This is a genomic window from Paenibacillus sp. MDV22-iso6 (assembly GCF_058408365.1).
Genome location: NZ_JBZVDZ010000002.1, coordinates 356492 through 380431 on the forward strand (window position 1 = coordinate 356492; position 23940 = coordinate 380431).

Here is a 23940-nt window from a genome sequence, read left to right on the forward strand (position 1 = left end):
AAAAACATACAAAACCTCCCCGGACCAAAAGGTTCGGGGAGGTTTTTATCTATTTTACGAATCCATCCATTATCCAAGACATTCTTCGTCGTCATCTTCCGGGGAATCGGCGGAGTCGTTGGGACGGTGCATTTTCCGGTACTGTCCAGGTGTGTAACCTGTCTCTTTCTTGAATTTACGGATGAAGTTCGGTGTGTCCAGATAGCCGACGCGAGTGATGATATCTTTTAACGGGTCGGTCGTATGCAGCAGCAGTCGGATAACTTCATCCATTCGTTTCTGCCAAATATATTGGGTAAAGTTCATGCCGATCTTCTCTTTGAAGGAACGGCTGAAATACGATGAAGAGATCGTGAATTTCGATGAAATCGTACCCAGGCTAAGGTCGTAATCGGAGAAATTGGCATCAATATAAGCGACAATTTCATCCATAAGGGAGCTTTCTTCCGTCTCGCTCTTCGCCTCGACATGAGCGCAGATTTCGGCGGCAAGTCCTGTCAATTTTTTCTCCAAATCCTCTAACGAGTCGTAGGAAGTGATCCTTGGAAGTTGATTAACCACGTGATGAATGCCAAGTTCCGAGGCCGTTTTGAGCATCGTATTCAGAATATCGAAGCAGATGCAGCGCAGCAATGGTACAGACGGCATTTCGGATTTCAGGGTATTCAACGCAGTTGATACCATCTGAACTGCCACATCGTAACTGCCCTGTTTTAAGCTTTGAACCAGCTTCAGCAGCACATCCTTAGGTACCCAGAAGGAAGAATCCTGTGCACCGGAACCGGAAAGGGCGTTAAAGAAGGTAGTGCTGCCCTGTCCGTGCAGCATGGATGCTTCCAGCGCGGTTGATGCCTCGATGTAGGATTGGTTCAGCTGCAATGGAGAACTATAGCTGTTACCGATCCCGATCGCGGGAGCGAGTCCGACGTGTTCTGCCACCATCAATTGTAGTGATTCAACAATAGACTCCATACGAGCATTCAAGCTGGATTCATGCCCGACCTCGGCATCAAATCCGACGATGAGGGCCACTTGGTCTGGCTGTGGAAGCTCCACGCCGTAAGCATAAGCAGACAACTCGGGCAGTTCCATATCGTTGATCAGCTGCATAACAGTACGCTGTTCGGGATAATCTCCGCGGGGAAGATCGTGCATTTCCAATCCCAAGGTCATAACAAAATAATGGGATCGGTTAAAGCGTATGCCGAGATTATCCGTAAACTCAGAAGGGAGCTCTCCGGTATGACCATGCTTCAGTAACATAAGCAGAATATGATTACGAGCGTAGGGCTCCTGAAGGTCCACACGCTGGCTGTAATCATGCAGCGTTTTCTTGATCCATTCCAGCTCGTTGCTGGTTGTGGAAGGTTCAGGATTATTCTTTAAACGGATAAACTCCATCAAGTCTGAAATCGGATGGTATTGTCTTCGGGCCAACAAAATGGCGAGAAAGGTGCCCATCACCACCATGAAGGAGAAAACAAGAACAACAAAGGTACGAATATGGACGATTCGGCTGAAAAATTGATTGCTTGGCATAGCGGTTACATAAGTCCAGCCCGCGTCTGATTTGACGGATACCACCGAATGCGGTTCTTGATTCAAGGAGAGGCTGTGTGTTCCCGGCTCAAGTTCAAACAGGGATTTGACTTCCTGTTCGGTAATGGTTTCCCCCTTATAATTAGCGGCCAGCACCTGCCCATAATTATCGAAAATATAAGTCATCCCATGGTAGTCGCTGAGAATGGAATCAATCAATCCGGTCAGATTGGACTCGTGAATCAGGTACATGACAGTGCCGTGGGCGGGCGTATTGTTAGGTGCAATCGGTACAAGGTAGGCCAGCATGGAATTGGGTACTTTGGTTCCTTGAACGACTTGTTCAGCTGGTCGTATCGTGGGAAACTGAACGTTATTCAAATCCCGGATCATGTCCGTTTTGTTCCATGTATTAAATTTGTAGCGGCCCGTGAATACATCCAGGTTCTCAGAGCCCTGAGACGAGTAGATGCTATCATCTCCGCGGAAGAACAGGAATAGCTCATCGATAATGGAACTGGTGGCTTTGTATTTGACCAAGGCAGCAATTGATTCCCGGCTATAGTAGGGATGGTGAGTCCAATAACGGGTTAGCTGCTCATCATAGGCGATACGAAATGCGATGTCCTGTAATTCCTTCATGCGGTCATCAATGACCGTTTTTGCTTGGGTCAACTGATTGACATTGGTCTGTTCAATCTCTGAACGGAGCGTGTCCACAGCATTGTGATAAATAATAATAGTTAAAATAACAAGAGGTATAAGGAAAATGGAGATATAGGATAGTGTGTACTTAAGCAGAAGCTTGGACTTGAAGTGATTCCATTTCATATCTGCAACCTCCCGTTTTTCTTTAGAGCTGCAGCGATAGCGCTCTCATAAAGACAGTGAAGTATTACCATGATGCCGAGCCGCTGGGTGTTCCTACTAAAAATATTAGGAGAACTTCTCCAATAAATCAATGAATCTTTTCTAAGTTTCAGAGCAAACAGGAAGAAAGTCACATGAAAGAAGAGGAACTCGGTGAGAATAACAGGTGTAAAGCTATGGAAGGGCTTTTTTTATGAGAGGTTCATTTGCTTCTGTACATGAGGAATTATATCGATCCAAGGATCAGCAAACCTTGATTTTTCGGCCATGGAGTAGCATGATATAGACATTCATCCCAACATGAACTATGGAGGGCGAATTGTTGAGTAACGCCTATTTGAATTAGTTTAAAGCCAATTTTCTAATGAATGCGGGTTTAACGATAGCAATTATTTTACCCGGCAGTTCACAAAGGCGTATGGCATGTCTCCCAAAACGTACAGGCAATCTCTATAATAATCCGCTGTGGTGTGATGAACGAAAGAAGGAGGGGTGAGTATGAGAGAAACCTGTGTTCCAACTGGCGTAGCTCTAAAAGATACCGGCTTTGGATATACGCTGTCCTTGGTAAACGGTAAATATAAAATGGTTATTCTGTATTGGCTGTCTGAAAACAAGGTGATGCGACATAATGAATTGAAGCGAAGCATTGGTACCATTTCTCACAAAACATTGAGCGTCATGCTTAAGGAGCTGGAGGAACATGATCTGATTCTACGCAAAGAATATCCCCAAATTCCACCCAAAGTTGAATATTCATTGTCGGAACGAGGACAATCAATAATGCCACTGTTAGATATGATGTGTGATTGGGGAGAAGCCAATATGGTGTCTGCCCCGGGGTTAATGCAAGGCTAACGATCAGGTTGTGAGATTAAAAAATTAAAAAAAGCAGTATCTTCCTGAATCGGAGATACTGCTTTTTTGATCTGCTTGGAGTGAGTATTATAGGTTATCCATGAAACGTAAATAGTTTTGTGCGCTTTGTTCCAATTCATTTGCCGCAGGCTCGTGTTCTGCACCATAGAAGGCAAAGAATGGTCGATAATCGGCATCGCAGTAATAGAAGGTCGTCTCAAAAGGAGTTAGCAGTTGTTCAAGGGTATAGCGATATTTGCCCTCTTCCGTGTAATCCGCCTCTTTAATTCCGGCAGATACGGCCAAGGCGACTTTGCGTTGCTGCAATTTGTCGCCCTTGGAGCCGTAAGCCCAGCCATAAGTAAAAACTTCATCCAGCCATTGTTTAAGAAGGGGTGGGCTGCTGAACCAATAGAACGGAAATTGCAGGACCAGATGGTCATGAGCTTCAATAAGCTGCTGTTCTTGCTGCACATCAATACGTCCATCAGGGTAAACTTTATATAGTTCATGTATCGTATATTTTTCCGGATATTGTTGGAGTTCTTCTATCCATCGTTTGTTAATGACCGACGTTTCCAGGTTGGGATGTGCTACGATGACAAGTGTTTTCAAAATGAATTCTTCCTCCCTAAGCTATAATGTTTCTTGAGTATAAAGGGAGTATTGCCGAGATGTAAGTACGCACTTTTAGTACATGTACTTACCTCAAGGTAAGCACCCTTCCTGAAGAACATCTTGGCGAGATTGGGTGAAAGAAATGAATATAGCCGTCAGTTTCTCAACTGACGGCTGTTTTAATGCTTTATTTTATGATGACAATGTCTATTCGTTGATCTATTCCTCTTGCACATTATAGAGTACACGCGCAAGCAGGTTCTGGCCGTAATTGCCGAAATTTTTACCAAAGATCGTCAATCCCCGTTTGTTCACTGGTCCGTCCGTTACAGCGATTCGAAAGTGGATATCGCTTTTGTAATCCAGGCCAATCTGGTCCAGAGTAACATCGGAGATGCGGCATCCATCAATATAGCTGCCCTCTTGGGTGATGCGGATCAGCTTCAGCATCCCGTATTGATTCAGATGTGGTGGCCACCAGTCTGGATTGAACGTACCTCGGGTATTGCCAAAATCTCCTGGACTCGTCCAACAGCCAATCTCGATGCCGTTGACGTAGAAATAAATATCCGAAGGGTAGTTATCGCAAAAACCTGGTGCTTCTGAACCCAATTCCATGGACAACTGGATTTCGCTGAACGTCTGGTTAGGCTTAAGGTAGTTGGGAATGCGATATTCCAGATAACCTTCGGCCAGCCAAATCATCTCCGCATCAATACGGAGCGGATCAGCAAAGTAACGCGGATCATCGAACTCACCGACGATGCTGTCTCGGGTAGCGAGACCACATGTAGGAGCTGCCTGATAATCGCTATAATGACCTACCTGAATTTCAACCTCGTATCGGTTAAAAATCTCCTGTGAACGCAGGTCTACCATTAGTTTTTCCTCATTGAGATAACAAATCTTCTGAATTCCATGTTTGCCAACCGCAGTATTGATCTCAATCAGGCCGCTTTCTTCCAATTTCTTAATATGCATTGTAATGGCGCCATTGCTGAGCCCCAGTTTGGTTGCGAGATCATTGAGGTTAAGACTCTGGTTCTTGGCAAGCAACTCAATAATCTGGATTCGGATTTCCGAACTGAGTGCCTTGAAAATATTAACGCCAGACATCAGATCTTTAATATAAATCATAGGTGGTTTTCCTTTCCACGTTCTGAACAAAGCCCTTCTGATCCAGGCTTCTGCACATTTATATGGTTTGTTTTAGATAATTATAAATGATTACCGGATGGAAGGGAAGGGCGAGAAAAGAAAGCCGAATCCCTTGTATACATAGCATAAATGAGCGTATTATTCATAAAATTTTGAATATTTACTTTAAAAAATAACTTAAATCATTTCATATATATTTGAAATATACCATTGAAATGTAATGTAACCGCTTTTATAATCCTAGTATACCTAAATTGATTTAATACTTCATGAACCAAATTAACTATTTGATCAGGAGAGGTGGAATTCGGTTTGGAAAAGTTCAAAGGAATGACAGGATTCAGGAAGAAACGTTGGGCATTACCTGCACTGGTTGTACTTGTTTTGCTATTGGCGGGCCAGTCCAGGGCATTCGCGGCATTTTGGAATCTGACCGGCGATATTGCCGTCCACGATCCATCCATCATCAAAGAAGGCAGCTCATGGTATACCTTTTCAACCGGTGCTGGCATTCAGGTACTGAAATCGGATAACGGGTCCTCATGGTACCGCGTTCCGCAGATTTTTCTGAGCAAGCCATCCTGGTGGGCCTCTGCCGTTCCGGGACAGAGTGGTCTGGATGTATGGGCACCTGACGTTGAGCAGTATAACGGAAAAGTGTGGCTTTATTACTCTATCTCTACCTTTGGCTCCAACAGATCGGCGATCGGGCTTGCGTCTGCAACCAGCATTGGAGCAGGCCAGTGGAAGGATGAGGGGTTAGTGCTTCAAACCACAACCGCCAACGATTATAACGCTATTGATCCGAATCTGGTCATCGATGCTTCAGGCAACCCTTGGCTCGCTTTCGGTTCTTTCTGGAGCGGTCTGAAGATTGTGAAGCTCGACAAAACCACGATGAAACCGACTGGAAGCATCTCCTCCATTGCGGCGCGTCCGAATAATGGCGGGGCCATCGAAGCACCAAGTATTGTATACCGTAATGGTTATTATTACTTGTTTGCCTCGATTGATTCCTGCTGCCAGGGCGTGAATAGCACGTACAAAATGGTCTATGGACGTTCAACGAGTATTACAGGTCCGTATGTGGACAAAAACGGTGTGAACATGTTGAATGGCGGCGGAACCATATTGGATTCGGGGAATGCCAAGTGGAAAGGGCCGGGCGGTCAAGATGTGTATAACGGTAATGTAATTGCGCGCCATGCCTACGATGCTGACGATAACGGCAATCCGAAATTACTAATCAACGACTTGCTGTGGGATTCCAGCGGATGGCCAACGTACTGATTTGTTTTAAATAAATATAAAATGTTTTAATAAAGTATTGACTAAAGTGATCTGGATTTGATAAATTTAACAACAGAAATCTTATTTCACCTAATTGAATACGGTTACAAATCCAGATCAGGAGGGGTTCAGATGGTAAAGAAAAAGAGTTTAGTCACACTTATGCTTCTAATGCTGGTAAGTGCACTCGTGTTTGCGGGTTGCGGAGGAAGCAGCGGTTCAAGCGGGGACAAGGAATTGACATTTATGTTCCGGGGCGGCACGGATGAACAGAAGGCATATCAAGCCGTTGTTAAGAAATTCGAAGAAGAGCATCCAGGTGTCAAAGTTAAAATTATCGTTACAGCTGCGGATCAATACGCAACCAAATTGAGAGCTGCCATTACAGGCAACAGCTTGCCGGACGTGTTCTATTTTAACCCTGGCGATATTAAAGCCTATGTGAACAGCAATGTGTTGATGAATCTGACACCTTACGTTGAAAATAATGCGGATGTAGATCTGAATAACATCTGGAAATATGGTTTGGACTTGTATCGCTATGATGGCAAAATGGCAGGTCAGGGCGATATCTACGGAATGCCGAAAGATCTGGGTCCGTTTGCACTCGGTTATAACAAGACATTATTTGAAAAAGAGGGCATCCCATTCCCTGATAAGGACAAGCCTTACACATGGGAAGAATTCATCAAGGTCAACCAACAAGCGACCAAGGATACGAATGGAGACGGTAAACCGGACGTATTTGGTACAGGCTTCAACGTACAATGGGCGCTGCAGTCCTTCGTATGGAGCAATGGTGCAGACTGGTTGGATGATAGCAAAACAAAGGTAACCATTGATGATCCGAAATTCGCGGAAGCATTGCAGTTCTTTGCGGACATGCAAAATAAATACAAAATCACGCCTTCTATTGAGGAAGCGCAGACATTGGATACGTACCAACGCTGGATGAAAGGAGAAATGGCTTTCTTCCCAGTAGGTCCATGGGATATGAGTACATTCGAGAAACTGCCTTTCGAATATGATTTGCTGCCTTTCCCTGCGGGCTCTACGGGTAAATCCGCAACGTGGATCGGTTCACTGGGTATCGGTGTATCGGCCAAAACGAAACATCCAGAAGAAGCCGCAGAGTTGGTGAATTACCTCACAGCTTCCAAAGAAGGCATGCAGCAGTTGGTTGATGCCAAAGTGCAAATTCCGAATCTTCTCGACATGGCTGACGAATGGGCCAAAGATACTTCAACGAAACCAGCCAATAAACAGGAATTCATTGATATCGTAGAAGATTATGGCCGTTCTCTTCCAGGGAACTACACGTACAATGCGGAATGGTATGACCTGTTCTTCACTGACATTCAGCCGGTATTGGATGGCAAAATTACAGCCGCAGACTATGTGAAACAGCAGCAGCCGAAAATGCAAAAGCTGTTAGACAAAGCAGTAGAACAAGAGAAGAAATCTCAGAAATAAGCATTTTATAAAATGCTGAAAAAATGTGGCTGGAAAGATTGAAACATAGGTTCTAGAGAGAATCAGCCTACGCCAAATGGATGAGTAGTAGATTCCGTTTTCAAAAAAAGCCGGTGCCAGCAGCCTGCTATTAACGCTGCTGGCATCATTTTTGGATTCCATACGGGCATGTTGCATGAATTGATCAAGCAGGCATCCATCGATTCATGCAACATGCTGATATTAGAAACAGGGGTGAGCGCAGTGATTACAAAATCTAGTTTGTATCGCAAAGAGAGGCTGTACGGATATTTGTTTATTTTGCCTCCGGTTCTTGGTTTGCTGATCTTTGTTCTGTTCCCTTTCCTTTATTCCTTGTACGGTTCGTTTACGGATTGGGATGGCTTGGGACAGATGAACTTTATTGGTTTAGCCAATTTTAAGGATTTGCTCACGGATGATTTGTTTTACAAAGCGATGTTCAACACCTTTTATTTGATGCTGGGTATCCCGATTGGTTTGTTGCTCGCATTGCTGCTGGCGATGGGTCTGAATCGTAAAATCCCCGGCACAACGACGTTCCGTGTAATCTATTATATTCCGGTCATTTCTTCCCTCGCAGCGGTGTCCATCATGTGGAACTGGGCGTACAACGGGGATTACGGATTAGTGAACCAATTCCTGGATCTATTCGGTATTGAAGGCCCTAACTGGCTCGCAAACAAAGACACAGTTAAACCGGCCCTGATTATTATGACGGTGTGGAAAGGTCTAGGTTATACGATGTTATTGTATCTGGCTGCACTGCAAAGTGTATCACGTACATATTACGAAGCGGCTGAGTTGGATGGAGCAAACGGGTTCCAGATCTTCCGCAACATCACCTGGCCCATGGTGAAGCCGGTTACCTTTTTCCTCGTTGTTACAAACATTATTGGTGGTTCCCAAATCTTCACCGAAATGAACATTATGACCCCGACGGGTGGTCCTGAATATTCATCCGCATCCATTGTCTTCTACATCTGGCAGAAAGCATTCAGCAACCTGCAAATGGGTTATGCCTCTGCGATGGCCATGATTCTTGGTATTTTCATTTTTGTCATTACCTTAGTGCAATTCAAAATGAACGAAAAATCAGCCTATGATGGGGATTAATGGTCTAGGAAAGGAGTGAACCGGAGATGTCATACAGTCAAAAGAGGAAATTAACAAACTCTATCATTTTTATCGTTTTGGCGCTTGGTGCTATTGCGATGATTGCACCACTGATCTGGATGTTGTCCACTTCCGTGAAGGAGAAGCAGGATGTGTTCGCGCTTCCGCCCGTGTGGATACCTGAAGTGTTCCAATTCGGAAAGTATAAGGAAATTTGGGAAGCAGGTCCGTTACTCAGCGGGGTCAAAAACAGCTTGATCGTGGCGGTCAGTGTTACCGTTGTCGGGACCTTTACGTCAAGTATCGCTGCCTTTGCTTTTGCCAAATTGAGATTTCCGCATAAAAACAAACTGTTTCTAGCTTTGCTCGCATCGATGATGATTCCGTATCCGACAGTCATGATTCCGCAATTCATCATGTTCTCGAAGCTGGGCTGGGTGGACACACTGCTGCCGCTTATTGTTCCAGGATTATTTGGTAACGTCGTCATGATCTTCTTCCTTCGTCAATACCTGCTTAGTGTGCCTGATGCCATTATTGAAGCAGCGAAAATTGATGGCAGCTCCTATTTCCGACTGTACTCGAGCATTACGTTTCCGCTCATTAAACCGGCGATTGCAGCTCAGCTGATTCTCTGGTTCATGGGCATCTGGAACGATTATCTAGCACCAATTATTTATCTGAATTCACCTGAAAAACAGACCTTGCAGCTCGTTATAGCAAACTTCAATGCCACATATGCGATCCAGACGGATTACCCGCTAATTATGGCAGCGTCCATTGTTGCTCTGTTGCCGGTATTGATCATCTTCCTGATCTTCCAGAAACAGATTATTGAATCGGTAGCAATCTCTGGAGTGAAAGGATGAATCTGCGGAGAACATTCCGCGGGTGGACGAATTCAGGAAAAGGAGTTGTTGCTTCGATGTTGCTGCTGTTGTTGGTTGGGGCTACAGGCTGTTCTGGAGAAGGAGCAGGGGAAGCGGTGTCCCCGCCGGTCTTTCCTGAGGCTCCCCAAGATACCCAATTGTATGACACCTCCATTCTGGACGATGAATCCCGTTGGACGGTGAACAATGCGCATGATCCGGCCATTATCAAAACAGATCAGGGATATTACGTTTATTCGACCGATGTTCGTGTAGCAGGAGAAGCGAAACCCGGCGTCATGGTACGCAAATCGGATGATCTGATCAACTGGTCATGGGTAGGTCAGGCTTTGCCGGGTATTCCGAAGGAAGCCCTCGATTGGACTGGGGCAGTAAATCTGTGGGCACCGGATGTGATTCAGGTTGGTGACACCTACCGGATGTATTATTCGGCTTCATCTTTTGGTAGTACGCGTTCGGCTATTGGTTTGCAGACATCCTCGTCCCCAGAGGGTCCTTGGACAGATGAAGGGTTGGTTGTTAAAACATCTGAGAACGAAAAGGATAAGTTAAATGCCATCGATGCCAATCCGGTATTGGATGCCGAAGGCAATTCGTGGATGGTCTACGGTTCCTTTTTTGATGGGATATACATTGCACCTCTCGATCCGGAAACCGGAAAGTTCAAGGAAGAGGGGTATGGTACACGCATTGCCGCCCGTGATCGTGCTACGGAAGAAGGTGCGGTGGAGGGGCCATATATTGTGTATAACCCGGAGTTCAAAAAGTATTATTTATTCGTCTCGTATGATTCTTTATTCGAAGATTATAACGTGCGTGTAGCCCGTGCTGATTCGATTACAGGCCCCTACACGGATGTAAATGGCATGAACATGCTGGATACAGAGCATCTGCCTCAATACGAAGTCGGGACCAAAATTCTGGGTGGCTATCGCTTCACCGAAGGTGAGGGCTGGGTTGCACCTGGACATAACTCCGTCCTTAAGGATGGAGACGATTATTATATCGTGCATCATGCGAGAGGTGAGACCGATAAAAACTGGCCGTATCTGCATGTACGTAAAATGCTGTGGACCAAGGACGGCTGGCCTGTTGTGTCACCGGAACGTTATGCAGGTGAGTACGCACAGGACATTCCGAAGTCGATGATCGCCGGGGAGTGGGAAGGCCTAGCTGTTGACCCGTCGGTGGACGGACAGGTGCAGGCAGTGCCTTACACTTTGCAAGCCAATGGCAAAGTGAAAAGCGAAAACGGTTCAGGCAAATGGACGTTTGACGGCAAACAAACACTGACGTTGGAGTGGAAAGAAAGCCCGTGGGGCGGAGCTTCCACAGAGGAGCTGAAGCTGCTCCCATCCTGGGACTGGGAGCGAAGCCAGCCAGCCCTTGTAGTTACCGGCCTGAGCGACCGCGGAATTGCCGTCTGGGGCAAGCAGATTAGCGCAGCGGAGAAATAGAGAGCCGTAGATATGGCTCGAAGTTTGGAATTGGAGCTGGCCGAGAAAATACGGCCAGCCATGCATTTAGTGGGGAGAGTCGCCTGAGCGAAGTGGGCGACCCCATAGATACAGAGCCACACTGATGGCTCGGAGTTAGATTTGATTCCAGCGAGCGCGGTTAGAGCGAAGCTGTTGTTTTCAAGGTGCACAAGCAGCGAAGGGGGAGGAAGGAGCCGAAGGAGCGTCTTTGGCATCCGATTTCAACCGCCAAGAGCGGTGGGGAAAAAGAAATCGGAGGACAAGAGAGCGACAAGGCCCTGCCACCCCCGAAGCGTCCGCGGTGCACCAAGAGCTGGCCCGAGAAAAAAGGCCAGCCATGCATTCAGTGGGGAGAGTCACCCGAGCGAAGCGCGACCCCATAGATACAGAGCCACACCGATGGCTCGGAGTTGGATTTGGTTCAGCGAGCGCGGAAAGAGCGAAGCTGTTGCTTTTAAGGTGCACAAGCAGCGTAGGGGGATGAAGGAGCCGAAGGAGCGTCTTTGGCATCCGATTTCAACCGCCAAGAGCGGTGGGGAAAAAGAAATCGGAGGACAAGAGAGCGACAAGGCCCTTCCACCCCCGAAGCGTCCACGGTGCACCAGCAAAATAGTTTTTGCACTTTATCCATCAACTGTTTTCAAATCTTCACTCCGAGCCATACACACACATTTGAAAGGGGAGCATTCCCATGACTGATTCCATTACATTTACCAATCCCATCTTGGAGCAGCGAGCTGATCCGTGGGTGTACCGTCACACAGACGGGTACTATTATTTCTCAGCTTCGGTGCCAGCCTTTGACCGGATTGAGATTCGGCGTGCACAAACCCTGGAAGAGTTGAGAGATGCCGAGCCGGTAACGGCGTGGCACAAACATGATACAGGACCGATGAGTGCCAACATTTGGGCACCTGAAATTCATTTTATCGATGGAAAATGGTACATACATTACGCTGCAGCCCATACCAGCGAAACCAATGAGGGCCTTTTCGACCACCGCATGTATGTGCTGGAAAATGACTCGGCCAACCCGCTCGAAGGCGCGTGGGTAGAGAAGGGACAGATTCGGACGCGTTGGGAGACGTTTGCCTTGGATGCAACGACGTTTGAACACAAAGGTACCCGTTATTTGGTATGGGCGCAAAAGGACCCGGACATTCCGGGTAACTCCAACCTGTACATTGCTGAAATGGAAAATCCGTGGACTCTCCGTGGTGAGCAGGTCATGATTTCTACACCGGAATATGATTGGGAGATCATCGGCTTCAAGGTAAATGAAGGGGCAGCAGTGTTGCATCGCAATGGGCGGATCTTCATTGGCTACTCAGCGAGTGCGACCGACTATAATTATTGTATGGGTTTGCTCACTGCGGATGAGGATGCCGACTTGCTTGATCCAGCGAGCTGGATGAAATCGCCTAAGCCGGTATTCCAAACGTGTGAAGCGAATGGTCAATATGGTCCGGGTCACAACAGCTTTACGGTATCACCGGACGGCAAAACAGATATTCTGATCTATCACGCACGAAACTACAAGGACATCGAGGGAGATCCTCTCTATGATCCAAACCGTCACGCCCGCGCGCAGGTTATTCGCTGGAACGAAGATGGCACACCTGACTTTGGAGTCCCTGTTCCAGATGGGAAGGCTGCGGCTGAAGCGAAATAATAATACTGCTAAAGTTTTAATATAGTAAGCCCTTAGTCAGCGAGCCATGCTGATTAGGGGCTTTTACTTATGTACACATTGAGAAGGGAGACTTGAAGACATAAAGACGGATACGAGGGTCTGCATATTAGCAACCATCCCGTGACCAATGCGTATGAGGAGTATACAATTCACTATACACATAATATTAGGAGGCCATATATGGATTCACGCGAGACATTGGACCGGGAGCTGGAACAGATTTTAAAATGGGAAAAAGGGCAGAAGGACTTGTTTATTTGGGACAAAATTGGACGTTTGCCATTTGCCATGCTGGATAAAGTTATGCCCAAAGCGCTGAAACAGAAGATTGGAGACTCGCTGAACGAAGTTGGTCAGTATGTGCAGAATGGTGGGAAATTTCTCGTCCAGAAAAAGAAGGTAGCGGAGCTGCTCCAAGAGGAAGCGATCAAATCCGGTTATTCCATGAAGGCCGATACCTCTTACGATGAACAGGATGGAGAGGCGAAGAATACGACGAAAATCCACAGTGTGGAAGGTTTACCGCTTGAAGTATTGGATCGCACTGCTGATAACATTACGGACAGTCGAACGAGGTTTGCTGCTGCACAAGGGGCCGCAACAGGTATCGGCGGCATTGTAACGATTGCGGCGGATATTCCGATGGTGATGGGGCTTTCCCTGAAGGTGCTGCAGGAGATGGCGTTATGCTACGGATATGATCCCGACGAACCCCAAGAGCGCATATTTATCGTCAAATGTCTGCAATTCTCCTCTGCTGATATTGTGGGCAAAAAAGCAATAATGGATGAACTCGCCGATTACGATAATCCGGACAAGCAGGTTGAGGTTATCTCTCAAATGCAGGGCTGGCGGGAGGTTTTTAATTCCTACAGTGAATCGTTTGGTTGGAAAAAGCTGTTTCAGCTTATTCCGATTGCCGGCATGGTATTCGGTTCGGTAAGCAACAAAAATACGATTCGTGATGTTGCGGAAGCCGGAAAAATGCTGTACAAAAAACGGCTCATTCTTCAGCGTTTGAAATAATGTTACAGAAAACTTAACTGGAAGAGATGCATTTACATGTTAAACAAACAAGGTTTCTATGATCTTTTAAACCGCAATAACATAGTTTACGAGAGCTTTGAACATCCAGCAGTATACACTATGGAGGAAATATTCTCTCATAATGTTCCACATACAGAACATATCGTTAAAAATCTATTTCTACACAAAGCGGCGACCTCTCCCCGATGGAATTCGGGAAAAGGTCGCCGCTTTTATCTTTTTTTATTGCTAACTTGAGGAGTTATGACTAAACCAGATTGAGGCGAAAACCCCTTTTCAAGTGGCTGAATGTCTATATTCCTTATTCTTCGCTACCGTTCTCTTCAGCCCAGCGGTTCAGCAACTTATCCGATGGAAGCAGGAAGGTGAAGATACCGATCAGTGGCAGGAAGCTGCACATCTGCATAACTGGAGATACGCCGAACACGTCGATCCAGTTCCCCAGCACGAGTGCTCCCAGACCGCCCATACCAAATGCCAGACCAGTAATCAGGCCGGAGACGGTTCCGATTTTGCCTGGAATCAGCATTTGCGCATACACAACGGTCACCGAGAAACTGGACAACATGATGAACCCAATAATACTCAGCAACACGGCTGTCCAGAACAAATTGGCGTAAGGCAGCAGAAGCGCCAGTGGAGCGGCCCCGGCCATCGACAGGAAGATCATGTTACGTTTACCGAAGCGATCCGCCAGTGGACCACCAAAGAACGTACCAAGAGCCCCAGCCGCCAGGAACAGGAAGATATAGATCTGTGCGTCCTCTGTGGACAAGTTAAATGTATCCTTCAGGTTAAACGCATAGAAGCTGCCGATCGAAGCGACATACCACGAACGGACAAAGACAAGCAGAATCAAAATGGTTATGGCAGCAGCAATCTTTTTACGTAATGCTGGATTGGGTGCACGACGAGCTGCCGCCTGTCTGCGCAAATATCCTCCCGATTGCAGCATGCGTCCATACCAGCGAGCGATATAGATTTGGACCGCAATTCCCGCAGCTGCAATGCCCGTGAATCCGATGGCACCAAACAACCCAAACGGGATGAAAATCCATCTGGTGAGCAATGGGGCCAGAGACTGACCGGCATTACCACCCACCTGGAAGATCGACTGAGCCAGACCTCTACGAGGCCCTGAGGCCATATGGGATACCCGTGAACCCTCTGGATGGAACGCCGCCGAACCGAGACCAACAAAGATGACGGAGATCAGGACGGCCATATAACTGTCGGCGAAGGCAAGCAATAGCATACCGGTAAACGTAAAGCCCATGCCGATGGGCAGAATGGAGGGTGTCGGTTTTTTATCAGCAAAATAGCCTACAACAGGCTGCATGATGGACGCAGTAAAGTTTATTGCAAACGAAATCCATCCGATCTGTGTATACGTGAGATGCATGGAGTCTTTCAGAATTGGAAAAATAGCTGGAATGACAGATTGGATTGAATCGTTGAACAAATGGACCAGACTGATGGCAATTAAGATCCGATAAACGGTACCTTGAGCATCCAATCCGGGTGGAGCTTTTGAACGCGCAGCGGCGTCTTTGGATAATGAATTTTGCATGGACATGAACAGTTCTCCTTTGGTCGCGGTCACGAGGGATCAGCGCCTGATGATGTGATGTGCCTAAGCATATTGTTACATAATAGGACAGATTTGAAAGGTCGACAAGGGGAACAGGGGAAATTAACATTCTCATTTTAATGTAAACTATTGATATACTTTAAAGAATCTACTATTAAATTTCTACTAAATCAGAAATGATAAAGGACTGATCCATATGAAATCGCTATCACCATATGTTCTTGCCAAACGTAATTTGGCGATGACCATTCTATTTATGGCAGTCATGACTTTTCTGGCTATCTATGTTGCATCGACGTCTCTGTACTTTGCTATCGGATTTTTTGTGGTTGTTCAGTCTATAGGTGTACTTATGCTGAGACATTACATCAAAAAAGTGAAAGAACTGAAGGAAGACAGTAACCCTTGAATGCTAGTCCAATCCATACGATTGGTTGCAAACGCTCACGTTCCATAGCATACAAAAAAACAAAAGCCGAACTTCTTCAGATCGAAGAGTTCGGCTTTTGTGTGTTCAATAATTTTATTTTGTACAAAGCATAATTGGTGTATCTACCAAATCAACGATTATCTATCGTCTCTGGATACATATCATGGTTCATCATGCGGTGCTCGGCCATTTGCTCATACTTCGTCCCCGGTTTACCGTAGTTGGTGTACGGATCGATGGAAATGCCGCCGCGCGGCGTGAATTTGCCCCATACTTCAATGAAGCGTGGGTCCATCAGCTTAATCAGGTCGTTCATGATGATGTTCACACAATCCTCGTGGAAATCACCATGGTTGCGGAAGCTGAACAGGTACAGCTTAAGTGACTTGCTCTCCACCATTTTCACATCAGGGATGTAGCTGATATAGATCGTTGCAAAGTCCGGCTGACCCGTGATCGGGCACAGGCTGGTGAACTCCGGGCAGTTGAATTTGACAAAATAATCCCGGTACGGGTGTTTGTTATCGAAGTTTTCCAGAATACCTGGATCATATTCAAACGTATATTTTACGCCCTGGTTACCCAGCAACGTTAGATCTTGCATTTCATCAGGTTGTCTCATGGATTCGTAAACGCTCCTTATTTCCGGCGACGCACGAAGCTGACCGGTATATATGATAGGCCATCTTAGCCTTAGTATGTTCCCAAAATTACATCATGCCGCCCATTATTCCATCCAAATAGCCCATCAGACGCCGCGTTTGTTGCCCCAAACAAGGGTATGCAGCTGTGGCAGCACACGAACGTCGTTCAGATCATCGGAAGCACTGACTTGATCAATCAGCCACTCATAGCGAGCAAGCAGCGAAGACGCCAGATCTGGCGTATCGGCAGAAGTGACATCCGGGTTCCCGGTTTGCAAAAATAAATCCGTGCCCGGATAACGTGCATGCACACGGCGGGCATAGTCCAAGTCTGTCTCATCGAAAATTACGATCTTCAGACTGTGGCTTCGTTCCACCGGACGAGCAGCCAGTCGGTGGATCAGATCATCCAGCACAGCCCAGTCAGTGTTCATGCCTGAGCTGAGAGGCTTGGGCGAGACGGTGACTTCGTCAATGTCCGCCAGCCAAGACTGCCAACGAGAGCCCTGCGTTTCTACAGCGGTGCGGATGCCGTTCTCCCGAAGCAGCTTAACCAATCCGCCCAGCGAAGCGAGCAGGGCGGGGTTGCCGCCTGAGATGGTCACATGAGAGAAGCGTGAGCCGCCAACACGACGCAATTCCTCCCACACATCCTCCGGAGTAATCATCCGAATCAGGTCCTTGCCACTGCCGTCCCAAGTAAAGGCCGAGTCACACCAGGAACAGCGATAATCGCAGCCCGCGGTGCGGACGAACATCGTTTTCTGCCCGATAACCATGCCTTCACCTTGAACCGTCGGGCCAAAGATCTCCATCACAGGAATACGAGCCTCTTTGCTACGTTCCACGCTACTCATCGATCATCCACTCCCGTCTGGCCTCAGCGTAACTGGTCGGTGTCTCATATAAGCGGACAAACTCTGTTCGACCACCCTCGGTCAGTGCTGAATACGGTTCGGTCTGCAAGGCGTGTTCCATCTGCTCGAACAACCAGACGACCATATTTTCAGCAGTTGTGTTCATGAGGGGAAGGGTTTCATTCAAATACTGATGATCCAGATACCCTTCAATTTGTGTTTTCCATATATCCTTGATATGTCCAAAATCAACCGTCAGTCCGGTCTCACCCGGGTAACCGCTAATGCCAAAAACAACTTTATACGTATGTCCGTGCAAGTTCTTGCACTTGCCTTCATAACAATGCAGATGATGCGCAGCGTCAAACGTAAACTCCTTGCTGACAAGCACGCGTTTGCGATGATAACGAAGCTGGGCAGGAAGGATATCTTCCCCAATCCGCTGCAACCGCTCCACAATACGGAATGTTCCAGGCTCTCTCATCAAACATCCGCTCCCGCAGTTCCAACAGTAGCAGAATTCGTGCGTTGCTCCAGATAGCGATCCAGTCCGGCTTTGCGCAGTTTGCAGGCAGGACATTCTCCGCAGCCATCGCCGATAATTCCGTTATAACAGGTCAGTGTGCGCTCCCGCACATAATCGAAGGCACCGAGCTCATCCGCCATTTTCCACGTCTGGGCTTTGTCCAGCCACATCAGTGGGGTGTGAATGACAAATGGGTAGTCCATCGATAGATTCAGCGTAACATTCATCGACTTTACAAACGAATCCCGACAATCCGGGTATCCGCTGAAATCCGTTTCGCATACACCTGTGACGAGGTGACGAGCCCCTTTTTGCTTCGCCATAATGGCTGCAAAACTGAGGAACAGCAGATTCCGTCCATCGACAAACGTACTTGGCAGTTCGCCTTCTTCATGCGTAATCTCCATATCCGTACGGGTGAGTGCATTAGGCGCGAGTTGGTTTAACAAACTCATGTCCAGTACCGTTTGCTGTACACTCAGATCGCGAGCGATCTCTGCGGCGCATTCAATCTCCAGCTTGTGACGCTGGCCGTAATCGAAGGTAACCACTTCAACCTCGGCAAATTGCTGTTTGGCCCAGAACAAACAAGTTGTACTGTCCTGACCGCCGCTAAATACAACGACTGCTTTTTCTTCGTTCAACATAAAAAAACCTCTCCATCTTCTTAAGATCAATCCATGCACATAGGCACAGAGTGTCGGAAGAACAGAGAAGTTCATGAACTGGCATCCATCAAAAAACACACCTTCTCGTAGGCTGCTTCAAAAAAGCAGGACGATCTAGTGTCCTTAGTTTTTTACGTACGTTGTTACCTAAAATGTACGCAAGACTTAATGACCTTAATGAAGGTCGAGTCTTATAGAGGGAGTTCGCGAACCTCTCCCATGCCATAGGCATGGATTTTCTTCTGCAATTGTCCGGTACAGTATATCACATTTCCAATACGGTGAGCATGCTTTCCATGAGAACCCATTTATAACCGAGCCTAACGTCATCTGGACTTATTTGATTAATACATTTCCAAAAGGAATGACTTCCTTCAGAATTCGCTTAAATAAGCCTTCATCGTTCATATCCTGTTCCAGTCTATGATTTTCACGACCGGCCTGAAAGAGTACAGAGCCATGTCCTGTCATCTTCCAATGATAGTTCATATGCTGGCTGGCAAGGTTGTTCCCGTATACGGTAAGTTCCAGCTGCGCGTTCTCAGGATAGGCGATAATACTGCCTGCATCCACGTATAGTGGGGCGGTAGGGTGCAGTTCCTGTTGGCAGACCTGACCTTGTGTCAGCAAACCAATTTTGCCTTTGCCCGAAAACTTCATTTTCACGGCATCCCGAGTGATGAGCATGTTTTTGATTTTCTGAATTTTGGTATGCATCGTGACGCCGTCGGAGTAGAAGAAAAGGTGACGGAAGTCATACAGCAGATCGCTGTTCTCACTCAGTTCAACTTCCTTCATGGTGAATCCGGGAGGCAGGGCGGCCACAAATTGACAAGGACCGGTAATTTCGGATTTGATGAGCTTTTTTTTGCGATAGATACCCGAAATATTCATGAATTTATCATTGCGACTGCTGCTTGGGCCGCGAAAAGCGACAATTTGCTGGGGGTGGAGAATATGCAGGCGGTCGTCCTGAATCAACGAGAACGTGACCACTTGTCCGGCTCCGCCAGCTTCGGCATTATTCAGGTGTATGTGCATGCGGTTGCTCCTGTTCTTTTATACTCGGCCAGAACGGCGACGCATTCCCCAGCGCATCACCCGAATCAGAATAAAGTATCCCAATATGAGTGAAACGGCTGTGATAATCATCGTTTGAATGCGTTTGGCAGTTGCCGTTTTGGCATCCTGATCATTTTGCAACTTGCTCACCATGTCGGTCAGTTTTTCGTTTTGTGCCAGCAGCAACTCGTTCTGGGCCTTGAATGCTTCGACATTTGCCTGGGCTTGTCCCAATTGGGCAGAGGTCTGATTTAACTGCTCCAGCGTCTGTTTATAGCTTTCCTGCAAGGCGTTCACTTCTCCAGGAAGCTCGGAGACTCGTTCCCATCCACTATAGATATCGGAGAATATATTGGCATTTGCTGCACTGACTGTAGAAGTCAAAGAAACAGTAAACAATACACATGTGGTGAATAACACCCGAATGAAATAACCCTGAATGGGTTTTGGCATGAATGGCACCTTCTTTCGGTTACATAATCGTTTGCCGATTTCGTCGTCATTTGTTGAAATACGGCTCTTACATTATACGTCAAAACCGGGACAATGGGTTCAAGATGATGTAGTTTTAATTACCCTATATGAGAATAAATCAATACATGTGGACAGCTGTTTAATTTCTAGGGCGCCGGGGTAATAGAAGGACAGGGCAGCACTTCGGACGGTCTTGATCTCATTCTTTTACTTCAGCTCCGGGTGCCTGCTATTCATAATAACGAAATTTGTAATTTAATGAGAGAAAACAATATATCCGATTTTTATGAAGATCGTGAATACGAAGGGGTAGAAACGTATGTACACAACTGAACAAGCTGCAACAACCAAAACGATTATGATCACTGTAAATGGTGAGCCGATCGGGCGTGAATTGATTATCGACAGTATTACTTATGCTCCAATCACAGAACCTGATTCTGTACAAAGTTTACACAAAATGGGAATTGATCCATCTACGATTTAAGATAGGACTTGTCATATAAAAGTGGTCTAAAAGCTTGGCATACTGCCAAGCTTTTTCGTCGTTTATTGTCGTAATTACGCGGATTTAGGGATGAGAAACTAATATTATGGAAAAATTTCCTACGAACATATGTTCCGTGACAATATAGTGTCCATTTACCCTGATAACTTAGAAGATAATACATATAAATCGGGGGAGAGACTACCAGTGAACTCAGTCTTTGAAGTATCTTATTCGTGGAATAGAGAGGCCATACCGACAGGGGGAGCCGACCCCGTATATATGATGGTGGAGTGGCGTAACGGAGCCCCTGCCAAAAGACTCAGGAAAATAGCACCCAAAATTGTGTCACGAGACTTGGAACTTTTGCTCAAACCGGAATTTGGAATTCAGCTCAAGGGCATCTACGGCTGTCGTTCCAAAGAAACGGATATCGGTTGGGTTTTAAGACTTGGTGATGTATACAAGGGAGAGAGTAAACAAATCTTACTCGAATTCGCCATGGGACCGCGTGTATCGGGGAAAAGTGCCGTATGTTCAGCTTATTGGAGTACGCGAAAGTTGAAACAAAGCCAGAGAGTGCTGCTGCGCAGAGAACAGTTGTATATTCAGTATACAAGTCATCTGGGCATGCTGCGTCAGCCGGAAGATCCCAAGGTAGAGAAGACAATCAAATTAAACGAAACAGTTCCTCTGATTAAACAAGCTTTGCGTGCTTATGAAAGAGGCCGTACACAAGAGGGCAGTGATATGCTGCGTCGTCATGCAGATGCTTTGTTAATTGAAGCGGCTCGCAAACAGGATCTAGATTATTATGAGGAAGCCGAAATATTGGAGAAACTTCGGCACCATTACGGGATTACTTTTAATTCCATGGTTCATAATCGCGGAAAAACGATGTTAGGTGAATAGGGATAAAGAACTAGGGAAGATGGGGCGGAAAGGAATGTTTCTACATAATTTTTTGAAGGTGAAGTCAAGGAATAAGTCGAATGTACTAAACAACATAATAATAAAAAAATGGATGGAGTTGTATCGAATTTATTGAAACAACATCGTGGAGGGTCCGGCAAAATGACAGACCGACTGATCCGATTAATGCGCATTATAACTCTTGTGCAGGCCAAACCGGGTATTCTGGCCCGTGAGCTTGCCGAGCGGTGCGAAACAACGGAAAGGACGATATACCGAGACATGGAGGCCCTCAGTGCAATGCATATCCCCATCGCCAATATGGGACACGGGAGAGGATACATGTTTATCAGCCATTTTGCCATGTATCCGCTGAATTGGTCTGATGAAGAAGCTCAAGCCTTTATGCACCTGGCAGAAGTCATGGAGAATATTCGTCCGTTGCTGAAGCCTGCTTTTGAGAGCGCGTATGAGAAAGTGGTTGCTTCGAGTCAGAAGAACAAAACAGAGCGAGTGGAATGGTCTGAGCAAATTAGTGGGTTGTTCAAAGTGGGTACATCTGCTTGGCAAAATGAAAGTACCGAACTTCTGAATCATTCCCTGGTGACCTTGCTTCAGGCCGGAATTTCCCAGAACACTATTGAAGGAGAATATCTGTTTCAAGGTAAAAAGGGGATTGCGCGAATGGATCCCTACTGTCTTATTCCTCGTGAATACCGATTTGATCTGTTGGCATATTGTCACCTGTCAGAAAGACTAAGAATATTTCAAGTGAATCGTTTGCACAGGGTTCGGATTTTGCCACGCACGTTCCGCAAAGATGATTACCTTTTACAATCTCACTTCCGCACGCCACAGGAACTTAGCGGCAGTACGGAGTGGACTGCATTCAAGATCAGATTCTCGCCGCACGCCGTGGAGCGTGTCATGCAGGAGCAGTTTTTTGCACGCCCCATCTTGACGATCGAACCGGAGGGTACGCTGTTATTTGAGGCCATACTGAGTGATGAACAAGGGTTTCTAACCTGGTTGTCTCAATATGGACCCGATGCCGAAATTCTGGAGCCTCAGAGCTACCGTCTTTTGATGAAGGAACGTCTGGAACGTTGGAGAGAGATCTACAACTGAACGTCAGTGCAGATCATGGCTGGTCTGCCTTTGTTCAACATGCGTTGTATGCAATTACTCTTTGGTCTTGAACAGGTGTGCAAGGTTACCAAAAGGGGAATCTTTCTCGTCATCTTCTACACTGCTGGAATAGACCACTTTGGATGTGATGCCCTCATCATCTGCGGCGCAATTGGTTTCCAGTTTGAATTGATCAAATTGATGCATGAATACTTTGGCTGTATTAATCGCATCATCCAAAGCGCGGTGCTGAGTGCCATCGAATTCAATACCACAAAGTTCCAGAGCCTGAGCGAGTCCAAGCTGACGGAATTTTCCTTCCTTACGCACAGTTCGCGACCATTGCTGCTGAAGATCATTGTGGTTGGTGATCCAGGCTACATCGAGCTGATGAGTGCGACAATGAGAGATCAGTTTGGTGCGGTCATCCGGTCCCCAGGAGCACATGTAATAGGATTCACTTCCCATCCATGCAATAAATTGATTCAGTGCTTCCGGAAAAAGAGGGGCTGCGTCGATGTCTTTCTGCGTAATACCCGTAAACTGAATTGTATCGGCGGATAGCACCGATTTATTGGATGGACGAACATAAGTGTGGAACGTATCCGACACGAACAGGCCGTTCTCACCTTCCGTTACTTTGACGGCACCGATATCTATAATTTCAGAAGAGTAACGTGTATTGCGACTTACCGTGAATTCAAGATCGTAAATAATATATGGCATAGGACAAACTCCTTTATCAATTAATACATGGTTTCTATTTCTCTATATTACAGGGAACGCACAGCCATGTCAGCCATCGCCCAGCAATTCATTTTAACGTAAAGCTGACAACAGTGTGGTTGACAACTTCTTGTAAATACACTATGGTGATCAAAAATGATAACAGCGATCAACGAGGACACAATTACGTTAGCCAGCTTCTACAGAGAGGAAACCGCTTAGTGCAAGGTTTCTGTTGCTGTTTCGTTATTCCTACCTCGCGAGCTGCGGAGGAGAAGGCCCGAACGGCCTGTAACCTTCGCCGGATGGGCCCGTTATGCCCTGAAGGACTGCGCGTTCACGTTTTGCATCGGTTGCAAACGTAGAACCGGTTTATGGCAAATGACC

At 46.5% G+C, this 23940-nt stretch carries 23 protein-coding genes and 1 pseudogene; 13 read left to right on the plus strand and 11 right to left on the minus strand.

Annotated features, from left to right (window positions below):
• Positions 1 to 69: 69 nt before the first annotated feature.
• A complete protein-coding gene (locus AC4PM4_RS07810) occupies positions 70 to 2370 on the minus strand; it encodes a helix-turn-helix domain-containing protein (RefSeq protein ID WP_072735210.1) in 2301 nt (766 codons plus the stop codon).
• A 405-nt stretch (positions 2371 to 2775) separates the two neighbouring features.
• Between AC4PM4_RS07810 and AC4PM4_RS07815 the strand changes: the two are divergent.
• Together AC4PM4_RS07815 and AC4PM4_RS07820 are read left to right on the plus strand one after the other, a co-directional pair.
• Positions 2776 to 2865, plus strand: a pseudogene (locus tag AC4PM4_RS07815) (helix-turn-helix domain-containing protein); the annotation flags it as partial.
• Between the two features lie 42 nt (positions 2866 to 2907).
• Complete coding sequence (locus tag AC4PM4_RS07820; RefSeq protein WP_063564580.1) at positions 2908 to 3267, plus strand: winged helix-turn-helix transcriptional regulator; 360 nt, start codon at positions 2908 to 2910, stop codon at positions 3265 to 3267.
• An 87-nt stretch (positions 3268 to 3354) separates the two neighbouring features.
• Here AC4PM4_RS07820 and AC4PM4_RS07825 read toward each other — a convergent pair whose 3' ends face one another.
• The gene (locus AC4PM4_RS07825; RefSeq protein WP_274569885.1) at positions 3355 to 3882 is read right to left on the minus strand and encodes an NAD(P)H-dependent oxidoreductase; all 528 of its coding nucleotides are present in this window, start codon (positions 3880 to 3882) and stop codon (positions 3355 to 3357) included.
• 222 nt (positions 3883 to 4104) lie between these two features.
• A complete protein-coding gene (locus AC4PM4_RS07830; protein WP_063564578.1) occupies positions 4105 to 5022 on the minus strand; it encodes an ArsR/SmtB family transcription factor in 918 nt (305 codons plus the stop codon).
• Positions 5023 to 5373: 351 nt separating this feature from the next.
• On the opposite strand from AC4PM4_RS07830, the gene abnA reads away from it, so the two are divergent.
• The 7 genes from abnA (at position 5374) to AC4PM4_RS07865 (ending at position 14027) form a co-directional block, all read left to right on the plus strand.
• Positions 5374 to 6333, plus strand: a complete 960-nt coding sequence (gene abnA, locus AC4PM4_RS07835) for an arabinan endo-1,5-alpha-L-arabinosidase AbnA (RefSeq protein WP_072734463.1) — start codon at positions 5374 to 5376, stop codon at positions 6331 to 6333.
• A gap of 132 nt (positions 6334 to 6465) precedes the next feature.
• Positions 6466 to 7806 carry an ABC transporter substrate-binding protein gene (locus AC4PM4_RS07840; RefSeq protein ID WP_063564577.1) on the plus strand — a complete coding sequence of 447 codons (1341 nt, stop codon included), beginning with the start codon at positions 6466 to 6468 and terminating at the stop codon, positions 7804 to 7806.
• Between the two features lie 243 nt (positions 7807 to 8049).
• Entirely contained in the window at positions 8050 to 8940 is an 891-nt protein-coding gene (locus tag AC4PM4_RS07845) for a carbohydrate ABC transporter permease (RefSeq protein ID WP_062324023.1), read from the plus strand.
• A gap of 26 nt (positions 8941 to 8966) precedes the next feature.
• Complete coding sequence (locus AC4PM4_RS07850; protein WP_063564576.1) at positions 8967 to 9809, plus strand: carbohydrate ABC transporter permease; 843 nt, start codon at positions 8967 to 8969, stop codon at positions 9807 to 9809.
• Positions 9810 to 9865: 56 nt separating this feature from the next.
• Entirely contained in the window at positions 9866 to 11287 is a 1422-nt protein-coding gene (locus AC4PM4_RS07855) for an arabinan endo-1,5-alpha-L-arabinosidase (RefSeq protein WP_491613411.1), read from the plus strand.
• A 712-nt stretch (positions 11288 to 11999) separates the two neighbouring features.
• Positions 12000 to 12980 carry a glycoside hydrolase family 43 protein gene (locus AC4PM4_RS07860; protein WP_072734404.1) on the plus strand — a complete coding sequence of 327 codons (981 nt, stop codon included), beginning with the start codon at positions 12000 to 12002 and terminating at the stop codon, positions 12978 to 12980.
• Positions 12981 to 13181: 201 nt separating this feature from the next.
• Positions 13182 to 14027, plus strand: coding sequence for an EcsC family protein (locus tag AC4PM4_RS07865; RefSeq protein ID WP_491613283.1), 846 nt, complete (start codon positions 13182 to 13184; stop codon positions 14025 to 14027).
• 322 nt (positions 14028 to 14349) lie between these two features.
• On the opposite strand, the gene AC4PM4_RS07870 is transcribed toward AC4PM4_RS07865, so the two are convergent.
• A complete protein-coding gene (locus tag AC4PM4_RS07870; RefSeq protein ID WP_072734461.1) occupies positions 14350 to 15618 on the minus strand; it encodes an MFS transporter in 1269 nt (422 codons plus the stop codon).
• Positions 15619 to 15835: 217 nt separating this feature from the next.
• On the opposite strand from AC4PM4_RS07870, the gene AC4PM4_RS07875 reads away from it, so the two are divergent.
• Positions 15836 to 16048 (plus strand): hypothetical protein, encoded by a 213-nt coding sequence (locus AC4PM4_RS07875; RefSeq protein ID WP_090807974.1) that lies wholly within the window; start codon positions 15836 to 15838, stop codon positions 16046 to 16048.
• 151 nt (positions 16049 to 16199) lie between these two features.
• Here the strand turns inward: AC4PM4_RS07875 and queF are convergent, their stop codons facing one another.
• The 6 genes from queF to AC4PM4_RS07905 form a co-directional block, all read right to left on the minus strand.
• Positions 16200 to 16691, minus strand: coding sequence for a preQ(1) synthase (gene queF, locus AC4PM4_RS07880; RefSeq protein ID WP_063564570.1), 492 nt, complete (start codon positions 16689 to 16691; stop codon positions 16200 to 16202).
• A gap of 126 nt (positions 16692 to 16817) precedes the next feature.
• Positions 16818 to 17570 carry a 7-carboxy-7-deazaguanine synthase QueE gene (gene queE / locus AC4PM4_RS07885; protein WP_491613284.1) on the minus strand — a complete coding sequence of 251 codons (753 nt, stop codon included), beginning with the start codon at positions 17568 to 17570 and terminating at the stop codon, positions 16818 to 16820.
• Complete coding sequence (queD, locus tag AC4PM4_RS07890) at positions 17563 to 18054, minus strand: 6-carboxytetrahydropterin synthase QueD (RefSeq protein WP_099855749.1); 492 nt, start codon at positions 18052 to 18054, stop codon at positions 17563 to 17565. The genes queE and queD overlap by 8 nt, the downstream gene beginning before the upstream one ends.
• Complete coding sequence (queC, locus tag AC4PM4_RS07895; RefSeq protein WP_491613412.1) at positions 18054 to 18740, minus strand: 7-cyano-7-deazaguanine synthase QueC; 687 nt, start codon at positions 18738 to 18740, stop codon at positions 18054 to 18056. The genes queD and queC overlap by 1 nt, the downstream gene beginning before the upstream one ends.
• A 360-nt stretch (positions 18741 to 19100) precedes the next feature.
• Entirely contained in the window at positions 19101 to 19805 is a 705-nt protein-coding gene (locus tag AC4PM4_RS07900) for an AIM24 family protein (protein WP_063564567.1), read from the minus strand.
• Positions 19806 to 19823: 18 nt separating this feature from the next.
• Positions 19824 to 20279, minus strand: a complete 456-nt coding sequence (locus AC4PM4_RS07905; RefSeq protein ID WP_024632428.1) for a hypothetical protein — start codon at positions 20277 to 20279, stop codon at positions 19824 to 19826.
• A gap of 340 nt (positions 20280 to 20619) precedes the next feature.
• Between AC4PM4_RS07905 and AC4PM4_RS07910 the strand changes: the two genes are divergently transcribed.
• The 3 genes from AC4PM4_RS07910 to AC4PM4_RS07920 all read left to right on the plus strand — a co-directional run bounded on the left by AC4PM4_RS07910 (position 20620) and on the right by AC4PM4_RS07920 (position 22827).
• Positions 20620 to 20787 (plus strand): hypothetical protein, encoded by a 168-nt coding sequence (locus AC4PM4_RS07910; protein ID WP_491613285.1) that lies wholly within the window; start codon positions 20620 to 20622, stop codon positions 20785 to 20787.
• 207 nt (positions 20788 to 20994) lie between these two features.
• Positions 20995 to 21699, plus strand: coding sequence for a hypothetical protein (locus tag AC4PM4_RS07915; RefSeq protein ID WP_139295681.1), 705 nt, complete (start codon positions 20995 to 20997; stop codon positions 21697 to 21699).
• A gap of 132 nt (positions 21700 to 21831) precedes the next feature.
• A complete protein-coding gene (locus tag AC4PM4_RS07920) occupies positions 21832 to 22827 on the plus strand; it encodes a helix-turn-helix transcriptional regulator (protein ID WP_491613287.1) in 996 nt (331 codons plus the stop codon).
• 54 nt (positions 22828 to 22881) lie between these two features.
• Here the strand turns inward: AC4PM4_RS07920 and AC4PM4_RS07925 are convergent, their stop codons facing one another.
• Positions 22882 to 23553, minus strand: coding sequence for a 3'-5' exonuclease (locus tag AC4PM4_RS07925; RefSeq protein WP_063564564.1), 672 nt, complete (start codon positions 23551 to 23553; stop codon positions 22882 to 22884).
• Between the last annotated feature and the right edge of the window lie 387 nt (positions 23554 to 23940).

What these genes read in the sequence shown, in the direction of transcription:
- AC4PM4_RS07810 (WP_072735210.1), bottom strand. Translation starts at nt 2,370, where the DNA reads ATGAAATGGAATCACTTCAAGTCCAAGCTTCTGCTTAAGTACACACTA.
- AC4PM4_RS07820 (WP_063564580.1), top strand. Translation starts at nt 2,908, where the DNA reads ATGAGAGAAACCTGTGTTCCAACTGGCGTAGCTCTAAAAGATACCGGC.
- AC4PM4_RS07830 (WP_063564578.1), bottom strand. Translation starts at nt 5,022, where the DNA reads ATGATTTATATTAAAGATCTGATGTCTGGCGTTAATATTTTCAAGGCA.
- abnA (WP_072734463.1), top strand. Translation starts at nt 5,374, where the DNA reads ATGACAGGATTCAGGAAGAAACGTTGGGCATTACCTGCACTGGTTGTA.
- AC4PM4_RS07840 (WP_063564577.1), top strand. Translation starts at nt 6,466, where the DNA reads ATGGTAAAGAAAAAGAGTTTAGTCACACTTATGCTTCTAATGCTGGTA.
- AC4PM4_RS07850 (WP_063564576.1), top strand. Translation starts at nt 8,967, where the DNA reads ATGTCATACAGTCAAAAGAGGAAATTAACAAACTCTATCATTTTTATC.
- AC4PM4_RS07855 (WP_491613411.1), top strand. Translation starts at nt 9,866, where the DNA reads ATGTTGCTGCTGTTGTTGGTTGGGGCTACAGGCTGTTCTGGAGAAGGA.
- AC4PM4_RS07860 (WP_072734404.1), top strand. Translation starts at nt 12,000, where the DNA reads ATGACTGATTCCATTACATTTACCAATCCCATCTTGGAGCAGCGAGCT.
- AC4PM4_RS07865 (WP_491613283.1), top strand. Translation starts at nt 13,182, where the DNA reads ATGGATTCACGCGAGACATTGGACCGGGAGCTGGAACAGATTTTAAAA.
- AC4PM4_RS07870 (WP_072734461.1), bottom strand. Translation starts at nt 15,618, where the DNA reads ATGCAAAATTCATTATCCAAAGACGCCGCTGCGCGTTCAAAAGCTCCA.
- AC4PM4_RS07875 (WP_090807974.1), top strand. Translation starts at nt 15,836, where the DNA reads ATGAAATCGCTATCACCATATGTTCTTGCCAAACGTAATTTGGCGATG.
- queF (WP_063564570.1), bottom strand. Translation starts at nt 16,691, where the DNA reads ATGAGACAACCTGATGAAATGCAAGATCTAACGTTGCTGGGTAACCAG.
- queE (WP_491613284.1), bottom strand. Translation starts at nt 17,570, where the DNA reads ATGAGTAGCGTGGAACGTAGCAAAGAGGCTCGTATTCCTGTGATGGAG.
- queD (WP_099855749.1), bottom strand. Translation starts at nt 18,054, where the DNA reads ATGAGAGAGCCTGGAACATTCCGTATTGTGGAGCGGTTGCAGCGGATT.
- AC4PM4_RS07900 (WP_063564567.1), bottom strand. Translation starts at nt 19,805, where the DNA reads ATGCACATACACCTGAATAATGCCGAAGCTGGCGGAGCCGGACAAGTG.
- AC4PM4_RS07905 (WP_024632428.1), bottom strand. Translation starts at nt 20,279, where the DNA reads ATGCCAAAACCCATTCAGGGTTATTTCATTCGGGTGTTATTCACCACA.
- AC4PM4_RS07910 (WP_491613285.1), top strand. Translation starts at nt 20,620, where the DNA reads ATGTACACAACTGAACAAGCTGCAACAACCAAAACGATTATGATCACT.
- AC4PM4_RS07925 (WP_063564564.1), bottom strand. Translation starts at nt 23,553, where the DNA reads ATGCCATATATTATTTACGATCTTGAATTCACGGTAAGTCGCAATACA.